This window comes from Prevotella rectalis, from assembly GCF_900607215.1.
GTDB lineage: Bacteria > Bacteroidota > Bacteroidia > Bacteroidales > Bacteroidaceae > Prevotella > Prevotella brunnea.
Genome location: NZ_LR027820.1, coordinates 1,354,683 through 1,365,443, shown reverse-complemented (window position 1 = coordinate 1,365,443; position 10,761 = coordinate 1,354,683). Strand labels below are relative to the sequence as shown.

Genomic DNA, 10,761 nt, shown 5'->3' with positions numbered 1-10,761 from the left:
TGCTGACGAACAACTCTCGTTCATGATACATCAGGGAGTTCATGATTAATGACTGAAGGGTAACAAAACCCTCGCTGCTGCTTGTGTAATTCGAAATAATTTCCGAAATTTGCGAATGTGTAAGTTTCATTTTTCCTTTTTTATAGTTTTCAAATACAAAGATAAGAAAAAAGAAGCTTACACACTTTTATAGGACAGTACCTTTCCGTTCCCGTCGTTGGTACAGTCACGGCTTTGAGTTCTCGCTCCGTATTCCGCGCAGTCGTAGCGGAAACTTCTATCCCATTCTCTTAGGGTTGATACGCAGCGAAAGCGAGGAACGTGCCAAATTGTTCAACCTCCTCTACACCAAAGGTCTTACCACTGAGCAGATAGGCGAGATTTCCAATTGCGTCTATGGTCGTTCCTACAGCAAGCAGCAGGTATCGCATCTTGCCGGTAGCTGCCGTGAGGACGTCGAACGGTGGCTTTGCCGTAGTCTTTCCTCCCACTATTTAGCCGTCTATATCGACGCCACCTTTATTTCCACCCGTAGGGACAGACAGGTGTCCAAGGAGGCCTACTATACCATTCTGGGGGTATTGGAAGACGGCAGCAGGGAGGTGCTCACGGTTGTCAATCATCCCACAGAAGGGGCTCTGTGCTGGAAAGACGAGCTTGAGGCCTTGAAGCAAAGAGGCGTCGAACAGATAGACTTAGTCGTTTCCGATGCATTGCAAGGAATAGAGAATGCCGTCTGTGCAGCCTTTCCAGGTGCCGCACACCAGTTCTGCGTGGCACACGTCAAGCGACAGATACTCAGCGGCGCATCACATAAAGACAAACCAGTAATGGCGCAGCAGCTCAGTGAGGTGTTCCAATTGGAGAACAACGAGATGAATTCCTTGCAGGGATACGAACAATTCATTACCTTTGTCGAGAAATGGGAAAGGAAATATCCTGCACTAAGAAAGTACAAGACCGAACGCAACTGTGCCTACTTCACGTATATGGACTTCCCGGCCCAAGTGCAGAGGTGCATATATACGACCAACTGGATTGAAAGGCTCAACAGGAAGTACAGGAGAACCATCCAAATGAGAACATCCATGCCATCAGAGAAGTCCGTCATCTTCCTCCTGGCGGCCGTGGCGATGGAGGAAACAAAGACGACATATGAAAGGAGAATATATCAATTCAAGAACTGGAAAGAAAAGAATAAAATAACAGTGGAAGTACAGAGAAAGGAAAGATGAATTACACACTTTTAAGGACACTACCGTCAATACGCTCATCGAAGTTGTCGGATACAGCACCTACAAACATACCTTGTGTGAGGTTTGAAATTTTACTTGCAGGGATAAGACTGTCCATTTGTGTGGAGATAGAGGTGGATTTATCGTTACGGTTGATGGTCATGGACTGGCGTTGCTGGAGTACCTTACCGAAACGCTCGGAGAGTGTTTTGGCAGTTTCGCCCACAACTTGACCACTGAACACATTACCCACGGTGTTTTGTATCACCTTGCTTTCCTTATCCCCATAGTCACGAGTGAGCTGTGAAAAGTCCTGAAAGCCAAGACACACCGCCACCTTATTACTTCGTGCAGTGGCAATCAGATTGTCCAATCCACGAAAGTAGATTGTCGGCAGCTCGTCAATAATCACTGAGCTTTTAAGTTGCTTCTTCTTGTTGATGAGTTTCACGATACGGCTGTTATATAGACCGAGTGCAGCCGAGTAAATATTCTGACGGTCGGGATTGTTACCCACAACAAGGACTTTCGGCTCATTAGGGTTATTGATGTCAAGCGAGAAATCATCACCTGTCATCACCCAATAAAGAGCTGGCGAAATCATACGAGATAGTGGTATCTTAGCACTGGCTATCTGTCCCTGCAACTGGTCCTGTGCGCCACCCTCCCAAGCGTCCATGAAAGGCGAAAGGTAGTTGGCAAGTTCATCATAGGAAGTGAGTATAGGAAATATCTGTGCGTAGGGACGGTTCAAAAACTCAATGGCATGCGGGAAAGTGCAGTACTTCCCGTCCTCATATATCTTTAGAAACCAAATGATGGCAGCCAGCAAAATAATCGGCGACTCCACGAAGAAATCCCCCTGTTTCTGAATCCACGAGCGGTTGAGGTTGAGCATAATCGTGTAGGCACTCTCGTAAGCATCCGATATATCCGTCATAAAGGCAGGATTGATAGGATTGCAGCGATGCGACTTTCTCGGATCATCGAAGTTGATGACATAGAACTGCGGCTTTATCTTGTAGGCATCCAAGTGATGAAGCAAGTGATTGTAGGCAATCTCCGACAAATCGGGGAACTTATAGTCGTAGATATACATGGCAAAACCTTTCTCAATCTGCTGCTTGATATAATTGTTCACGATAGCGTAAGACTTGCCCGACCCCGGCGTGCCAAGTACCATTGAGGCACGGAAAGGATTGACCACATTGATCCAACCCTTGTTCCACTTCTTCCTATAGTAGAAGCGTGTAGGGAGATTGATGGAGTATTCATTTTCCATCAATCGTGTTTCCTGCATAAAGCTCTCGTTCTCCGTATTGAAAACATCGTCCATGAGATTGTTTTTGAGCAATCGGCTCATCCATACACCACCCATCAAGAGACAGACATAGCCCACGGAAAGCGTAAATATATAGAGTGAAGCCGCTCCAATTTTTCCTATGGGCAATGCCAACAGCCACCAATTGAGAAAGAAAAAGACAAAGCCTGAGAAAAGCACTGCCCAAATTTTCTGCCATGTGATTTTCTCCTCTTTCACGCCCTTTGTCCCAAGGCAGGACAAAGCAAGAAATACCACACAAAAGAGTTTCGTCCATAGGATGGATGAAAACAATCCTGTGGTGCGTTGGAAATTCATCAGTATCTTATTGATGATACCAAGCGTAAAATGCCACTGTTGAAATGCTTCGTAACAGAACCAATAACAGTTAATCAGAAGGAATATCACAGATATACCCCGCATAAAGTCCATGACTTTACCCAATGCCCTTAAATCATCTTCCTGTGCCATAATCGTATTGTTTTTGGGAGCCTCCCCCAACCCCTCCGAAGGGAGAGGAGATGGAAATTCTCCTTTATTTATTGTTTTCTTCGTCTAATTTTTATCCTACTCTGCCTACGGAGTTTACGCTGCCATGCGGCTTCCTTCCAATCATCGTTGCCCGTAGATAGGAAAGGACCATCTGCCATATCCTCGATCAGTTCATCGACAAGGTTGTCGCTTTCCTCCGTATTTAGCTGCGAAGGGTGAACGGTTGCAGATTGATCCAAACGGGCAGACGGACTGCCATACAGCGTTTCATCTAAGAACGGATTATATGTTGGATTGGAGAAATAGCCATTGAATACGTTAGCGGCATATCCCTTACCCAATCGGGAGCCATTAAGCGCAATGCCCTCCTTGTCGTCAATGAACGTGATGCCATATATTCGCCCGCTTTCGTTCTTTCGGATAACCACCCGCAACCCCTGTTCCTCCAATCTTTGCCGAAGTTCTTTCTCCGTATTGGGAGAGGTACGCATTGTTTGTAACACCTTGTTCCTTATGGTTGGTATCAGTAGTTTGATGGTTTGTTTCGACTTCTGTATCCTGTTCTGTACGGCAGTATAGCCCACACCACGACCGATGTCGGAGGCATGGATGGGTGTGCTTACCTTGTCACCCTTATCATCAGTTGGGACATAAACCAGTCCGTCATATTTCTTTCCCCGAAACTCCGTCTTGACTTCCTCCACTGCAAGATTATATGCGGAAAGGATGGCATTCAATTCTCCCAAGGAACAGAAGCGATAATGCTTCAGAACCGTGCGGAGGGCACTTGCGACCTGCTCTTTGATATTTCCTTTTGTGGTATCCACCTTGGGCGTTTCTGTTACGGTTTTCTCGCTAACCTTTGAACTTGGAATGAGACCAAACCTCTTTTCCAAGGCATCGGTAATCTTCTTGCTCCGCCGCTTCTCAAACCTGTCGTTAATTTTCTGTCCACGACTGTCCACCCGAAGTGAAACGATATGGATATGCTCACGAGCAATGTCACTATGCTTAAAGACGATGTAGGGTTGCTTGCCATAGCCGAGTGCTTCCATATACTCTTTGGCAATCTGTGTAAGTGTTTCATCGGATAGTTTCTCGTCCGGGTGTGGATTGAGCGAGCAATGGAACACCATCTTCTTTGTTCGGCATTTTTCCGGTATCAAAGCCTCCATATCGGCAAATACCTCTGCCATCGTATATGTTCCTTCTTTGTTTTGATACAAGTTTTGGGCAAAAAGAATGCTTGCTTCCTCTTTATCCACCTTTTTGAAGTTGTAGCCGAGTGCTCCTCCAAGGTTTTCCGTACTTGAAATCTTCGCTATCATTTCTTGCGATAGTCTATGGTCAGACGGATAGCCTGTTCTTGCAAGGCAATGATTTGAGCCGAGAGTTTCTCCAACTTTTCAAGCAGAATCTGTGCGGTCTTGACCGAATGATAGCTGTTAATAGTACGCACGGCTTGGTTATAGAGCACACCAATTTTATGGATTTGTGCCGTCAGTTCGGAGAGTTTACGGTAGTATTCCACGGCGGATTTATCCACCGTAATCACCTTGAAACTCTCCCCAAGAATGCGACCACGCACAAAATCCGACTTGGTTTCTGCGCCTGAACGTTGAAACAAATCAATCGCCCTTTGCTGATCTTTTGGGTTGGGAAGACGGGTGTCCCATCTATCCCATCGTTCAATCTTGTCATTCATTGTCTTTCTTTTTTGTAATTACGACTTTGGAGTAATTCTCTCCCCTTCGGGGCAAGGGTCTTTGTCGGCAAAAACGGAGTTTGTCGGACAAAGACACACCTTGCCAATATCAAGAGATGATGCAATAGAAGCATCCACCTTTCAGGGTGTCTGTTTCAAAGAATACATCTCTATATCTTCTATCTGCCTGCAAAGTTACGGCAGATTTTCAAATATCTCATTATCAGCGACATTCACTCTTTTTCCTTTCATTTCCCTGCATTTCACAGGCGTCATAAAATCAGCCGAAATATCATTTATTTTGCAGTCAGAACGAGCGAACAATGGTATGATGTCACAAGCAAAAGACATATCATATTACTGTCTGCTTGCACCAAAGATAATAAGAAGGAACAATACATATTCATAACAATTTATTGTCATGACAAACTATTGTCAGTACAACAGATTGTAAGAACTCGAAATCGTTCTTTAGGACTATCGTATGAACCAAATGTAGTCAAAACAAACTGTCTGCTAATAACTCTTAAGAATAAAAGAACATCCAAACATCAAATAGACAAATAATATAAACTAAGAAATTATCATTATGGAGAACAAACAACAACACCCCCTCTTTCTGGGGTTCTCCTCGCAAAAGGGAGGAGTGGGAAAAAGTACGCTTGCCGAAATCGTAAGCAGCATATTGTACTACGAACAAGGCATCAACCTCTTCGTGATGGACTGCGACCTGTCGCAAGACTCTTTCTACAAACTGAGGGAACGTGAGAAAAGTATCGTTCAGGAGAGCAAAGAGCTTTCCAAATCCATGCAGGAGTACTTTCATCACCTTGGCAAAAAAGCATACAGAATTTACAAGTCTGCACCCAAGGAAGCCGTCAGGACTGCACGAAGTAAAATCGACGGAATCAGCAACGAGAAGTACCAGTTGGTTATATTTGATTTCCCGGGACATGCTGGAACAACCGAACTGATGGAACTGTCCCTTCAGATGGACTATATCCTTTCTCCGATTGAGGCCGACATTCAGTCGCTGGTTTCATGTCTGGCATACGCCAAGACTATCACGGAGATTGGAGTTTCGATGTCCGACTCTCGGATAAAGGACATTATCCTGTTCTGGAACAAGGTGGACAGAAGAGTAAGGAACATCATCATCGATGAATATACAAAGCTCATCGACGAATACGAACTCACGCTCCTGCCCGGCTATGTATATGCCACGCACCGCTTCTCTCACGAACTTTCCACATACGGACTGCGTGGAGTGTTCCGCTCTACCTATCAGCCCCCTGCAAGGGGATTACGAACGGGTACGGGTCTGGACGAACTCGTCAATGAGATAATTCAACGTCTCAAACTAAAAACGAAAACAGAAAATGGCAACGATTGAGGAAAGAAAACAACAGCTGGAAAACAAGCTGAAGAAAATGGCAGAGGACAATGTCGTGGTAAAACCTGTCACGATACCAAACTCCTTCGACCCTTCCGAGGATACTGAGTCCTCCCCTGCAACATCAGGGGAGGAAGACAATAATTTAGAAGAGACGAAAGAAATGAAAACAGCAAAAGAAAAACCGGTAGATGAAATAGAAAGAGAGGAAACGGGGAACACGGAACAGAAACGGGAAAGGAAACCGAAAATGGAAAAGCCCGGCGTGCCCTCCCTTTCCATAGAGGACTACCGTTCCCTGTACTTTCGTCCCGTCCGTTCCCAAATGCGGACAGCCTTCTCTATAAATCTGGAAACGCTGCAGAATCTGCGCAACGTATTGCAGGACTTGGGTGAGCGTGTCTCCATAGCCGCATATATTGACAACATCCTTCGGGAACACCTGCGTGAACATTTGGAATTGCTCAACAGTGCGGCAGCAAAGCAAAGACGCAAGACAACAATAACACTATGATGGAAACAATACTTTTCAGTTTTATACTGATACTCATCATCATTTGGATAATGCTGGGTATCCTGTACTTCTATATGCGGTATGTATCTCCGTACGGCGTCCTTATCAAAAGAAATAAAAAGTGCAATGAGCAGACTAAGGAGAATGAAGCGAAGAAGAAAAAAGACGGACAAAAAGGAGAAGGAACAGAAGATCAAGCCGAGTTTGTACTGATTGGCAAAAGCCGTTCCATTTCCCCTGTTATCCCACAAGCTCCCTCTGCTTCATCATCTGAAAATTCAAAGCAGAATAGTAATAATTTTGTACCGCAAAACTCCGAAAATAAAGATGACATGAAGGAAGAGGATAACGAGATGGACGTTAGCTACGAGATGGAAAGAGAGGACGAAAACGAGGTTGCTCGCGAGGAGCTGAGTCTGCCCATTGAGTCCGCATCTGAAGATGGCGAGGTATCCAGTCAATCTATCCTCGCACGTGACTTAGGTCGCATGAGAAAGTGGCGTAAGAACAGTGATGAGGTAGATGATGCCGAGGTCAAGGAAATTGTCGGTCAACTTAAAGGCACTGACTTTATGGAGAAATACAAGGAGTATGTCGCCAAAATGCAAGGTGAACAGTCCATCCTGCTGGATAAAATCCGAAGCGCAGAGGAAAGAGAAGAGCAGACAGATGAACTGTCCACTTTCGATGCCTCCAGAAAGAACTCTTCTGACAATATGATGACGGAAACTGACGATATGGGCGAGCGTCCACTGTCATACTATCTGTAAAACTATTGTTTTTTGTTCATATTGTACAGTGTTCAAGGGGTGGCTCAAAAGTAAAACAATCAAGCAATTTCAGTCATACGATAAAACCGAGCCGCCCCTTGCCACCTCCACCATAAAGAAGACTATTCGTTTAACAACTTAAAATAAAAGAACAATGAACAACAAAAAGAAAATCACAATGATGCTGCTCCTGCTGATGGTAGCCACCGCAGGAGCGTACGCACAAGGAAACGGCATGGCTGGTATCAACGAAGCCACGAAAATGGTAACCTCCTACTTTGACCCTGGCACAAAACTCATTTATGCCATCGGTGCCGTGGTGGGCTTGATCGGAGGAATAAAAGTATATAACAAGTTCTCAAGTGGTGACCCCGATACGAGCAAGACCGCCGCCTCTTGGTTCGGTGCGTGCATCTTCCTCATCGTGGCTGCCACCATCCTACGTTCTTTCTTCTTGTAACAATGGCTGAGTGGGAAATCAACAAAGGTGTAGGTCGGACGGTGGAGTTCAAGGGCTTGAAGGCGCAGTACCTCTTCCTCTTTGCGGGAGGCTTGCTGGCTGTCTTCATCCTCGTGGTCGTGCTCTACCTCTGCGGAGTCAGCCAAATAGCCTGTCTGGTCATAGGCGTAGTGGGTGCCACCCTCGTGGTGTGGCAAACGTTCGCCATGAACCGAAAGTACGGGCAGTATGGGCTCATGAAAAAGGAAGCCGTGAGAATGCACCCACGCTACCTTTTGAACCGCCGGACGGTCTATCACCTTATCCGTAACCTTCAACCCAAAAGAAAGAAGCAATGAGAAACAATAGTAAGATAACTACCTTGGAGTCGAAGTTTCCACTGCTCTCCATCGAGCAGGGCTGCATGGTGAGCAAGGATGCAGACATTACGGTTGCTTTCCGTGTGGAACTGCCAGAACTCTTCACCGTCACTTCTACAGAATACGAAGCAATGCACTCTGCCTGGCATAAGGCTATAAAAGTGCTACCCAATTACAGCATCGTACACAAGCAGGACTGGTTCATTAAGGAAAACTATCAAGGAAAGCTCGCTGATGGCGGACTGAGCTTCCTTGCCCGTTCCTCTGAAAGGCATTTCAACGAACGTCCGTATCTCCACCACTCAGTCTATCTCTTCCTTACCAAGACGAACAAGCAGCGTATGGCACAGCAGAGCAACTTCTCTTCGCTTTGTCGTGGACATCTGCTGCCTAAGGAGATTACTAACAAGGATGAGGTAATGAAGTTTATGGAAGCCGTAGACCAGTTCGAGCGTATCATCAACGATACCGAGCAGCTAAGGATTGTCCGCATGACAGAAGAGGAATTGATAGGTACAAAGAAAAAAGGCGGTCTCTTGGACCGTTATTTCTCCCTCTCGGAAGAAGGACACGCTTCTTTGGAGGACATCCGTCTGGGTGCAGACCTTGTGCGTGTGGGCGACAATATGCTCTGCTTACATACATTAAGCGATACAGATGATTTGCCCACAAGTGTGAGCACGGACAGCCGATATGAACGGCTTTCCACAGATCGCTCCGATTGCAGGTTGTCCTTCGCCGCTCCCGTGGGTTTGATGCTACCGTGCAACCATATCTATAACCAGTATATCTTCATCGAGGACAGCGATGCCAATCTGGAACGCTTCGAGAAACAGGCAAGAAACATGCACTCGCTGGCACGCTACAGCCGTAGCAACCAAATCAACGAGGAGTGGATACAGGAGTATCTCAATATTGCCCACTCACAGGGACTGACCTCTATCCGTGCCCACTTCAATGTGCTGGCATGGAGTAGCGATAAGGAAGAACTTCGCCAGATCAAGAATGACGTGGGTTCTGCACTTGCTCTTATGGAATGCCACCCTCGTCATAACACCATTGATGCGGCAACGCTCTACTGGGCGGGTATTCCCGGTAATGCGGCAGACTTTCCTGCGGAAGAGTCGTTCTATACATTTATAGAGCCTGCGCTCTGCTTTTTTACCGCTGAGACGAACTACAAGGATTCGCTCTCTCCCTTCGGTATCAAGATGGCAGACCGCCTTTCGGGTAAGCCCGTCCACTTGGATATATCGGATTTGCCGATGAAAAAGGGAGTCATCACCAACCGTAACAAATTTATCTTGGGTCCTTCGGGTAGTGGTAAGTCTTTCTTTACCAACCACATGGTACGCCAGTATTACGAGCAAGGGGCACATGTCCTCTTGGTTGATACGGGTAACTCGTATCAAGGCTTGTGTGAACTCATCCACCACAAAACCAAGGGTGAGGACGGGGTCTATTTCACCTATACTGATGCACATCCTATCTCCTTTAATCCTTTCTATACCGATGACAATTTCTTCGATGTGGAGAAAAGGGAGAGTATCTGCACATTATTACTTACACTTTGGAAAAGTGCTGATGAACATATCACCAAGACCGAAGCAGGCGAACTCGGTTCTGCCGTCAATGCCTATATCAAACTTATCAGGACGGATCATACCATCGTTCCCTGCTTCAATACCTTCTATGAGTATCTGCGGGACGTGTACCGCAAGGATATGGAAAAGCGTGACATCAAGGTAACGCTCTCGGACTTCAACATTAACAACCTCTTAACTACATTGAAGCAATACTATCGTGGCGGTCGTTATGATTTCCTGCTGAACTCGGACAAGAACATCGACCTGCTTAGTAAGCGTTTCATCGTCTTTGAAATTGACCAAGTGAAGGACAACAAAGACCTCTTTCCTGTGGTAACAATTATCATCATGGAAGCCTTTATCAATAAGATGCGCCGATTAAAGGGTATCCGCAAGATGATACTTATTGAGGAAGCGTGGAAAGCCATCGCTTCGGAAAACATGGCAGACTACATAAAATATTTGTATAAGACCGTCAGAAAGTATTTCGGGGAAGCCATTGTCGTGACTCAGGAGGTGGACGATATCATCCAGTCGCCCATTGTCAAGGAGAGCATCATCAATAACTCCGACTGCAAGATACTGCTCGACCAGCGCAAGTATATGACCAAGTTCGATGGTATACAGGCGATGCTCGGTCTTTCGGAAAAGGAAAAGAGCCAGATACTCTCCATCAATCAAAACAATGACCCGAACCGACTCTACAAGGAGGTGTGGATAGGTCTGGGCGGTATGCAGAGTGCAGTCTATGCCACAGAAGTGAGCATGGAGGAATACCTGACCTACACCACGGAGGAAACCGAGAAGGTAGAGGTCATGCAGCGTGCGGAACAGATCGGTGGCGACATCGAGACCGCTATCCGACAACTTGCCAACGAGAAAAGAAACAATAAAAAGAAATAAGTAATAAACCATCAAAACTATAG

Annotated in this window: 8 protein-coding genes and 3 pseudogenes; 7 read left to right on the top strand and 4 right to left on the bottom strand. The window is 45.9% G+C overall.

The features are described 5' to 3' along the window. Nucleotides 1-130: pseudogene (locus tag E0E16_RS14315) on the bottom strand (IS256 family transposase); the annotation flags it as partial. Between the two features lie 73 nt (nt 131-203). Here E0E16_RS14315 and E0E16_RS06990 point away from each other — a divergent pair. Beyond that, nucleotides 204-1,235: pseudogene (locus E0E16_RS06990) on the top strand (IS256 family transposase); the annotation flags it as partial. A gap of 16 nt (nt 1,236-1,251) precedes the next feature. Here the strand turns inward: E0E16_RS06990 and mobC are convergent. The 3 genes and pseudogenes from mobC to E0E16_RS06975 all read right to left on the bottom strand — a co-directional run. Further along, a pseudogene (gene mobC, locus E0E16_RS06985) lies at nt 1,252-3,027 on the bottom strand (conjugal transfer protein MobC); the annotation flags it as partial. Between the two features lie 68 nt (nt 3,028-3,095). Beyond that, nucleotides 3,096-4,376, bottom strand: coding sequence for a conjugal transfer protein MobB (gene mobB, locus E0E16_RS06980; RefSeq protein ID WP_130829685.1), 1,281 nt, complete (start codon nt 4,374-4,376; stop codon nt 3,096-3,098). After that, on the bottom strand, nt 4,373-4,753 hold the full coding sequence (locus E0E16_RS06975; protein ID WP_130829684.1) for a plasmid mobilization protein: 381 nt from the start codon (nt 4,751-4,753) through the stop codon (nt 4,373-4,375). The genes mobB and E0E16_RS06975 overlap by 4 nt, the downstream gene beginning before the upstream one ends. A 589-nt stretch (nt 4,754-5,342) precedes the next feature. Here E0E16_RS06975 and E0E16_RS06970 point away from each other — a divergent pair. The 6 genes from E0E16_RS06970 (at nt 5,343) to E0E16_RS06945 (ending at nt 10,738) form a co-directional block, all read left to right on the top strand. Beyond that, complete coding sequence (locus E0E16_RS06970) at nt 5,343-6,146, top strand: division plane positioning ATPase MipZ (RefSeq protein WP_130829683.1); 804 nt, start codon at nt 5,343-5,345, stop codon at nt 6,144-6,146. Further along, the gene (locus E0E16_RS06965) at nt 6,133-6,660 is read left to right on the top strand and encodes a DUF3408 domain-containing protein (protein WP_130829682.1); all 528 of its coding nucleotides are present in this window, start codon (nt 6,133-6,135) and stop codon (nt 6,658-6,660) included. The genes E0E16_RS06970 and E0E16_RS06965 overlap by 14 nt, the downstream gene beginning before the upstream one ends. Beyond that, nucleotides 6,657-7,430, top strand: a complete 774-nt coding sequence (locus tag E0E16_RS06960) for a hypothetical protein (RefSeq protein ID WP_130829681.1) — start codon at nt 6,657-6,659, stop codon at nt 7,428-7,430. The genes E0E16_RS06965 and E0E16_RS06960 overlap by 4 nt, the downstream gene beginning before the upstream one ends. A gap of 154 nt (nt 7,431-7,584) precedes the next feature. Next, on the top strand, nt 7,585-7,890 hold the full coding sequence (locus tag E0E16_RS06955; RefSeq protein ID WP_130829680.1) for a DUF4134 domain-containing protein: 306 nt from the start codon (nt 7,585-7,587) through the stop codon (nt 7,888-7,890). A gap of 2 nt (nt 7,891-7,892) precedes the next feature. After that, a complete protein-coding gene (locus E0E16_RS06950) occupies nt 7,893-8,228 on the top strand; it encodes a DUF4133 domain-containing protein (RefSeq protein ID WP_130829679.1) in 336 nt (111 codons plus the stop codon). Beyond that, nucleotides 8,225-10,738 carry a TraG family conjugative transposon ATPase gene (locus E0E16_RS06945; protein WP_130829678.1) on the top strand — a complete coding sequence of 838 codons (2,514 nt, stop codon included), beginning with the start codon at nt 8,225-8,227 and terminating at the stop codon, nt 10,736-10,738. Before E0E16_RS06950 ends, E0E16_RS06945 begins: the two co-directional genes overlap by 4 nt. Nucleotides 10,739-10,761 lie beyond the last annotated feature (23 nt).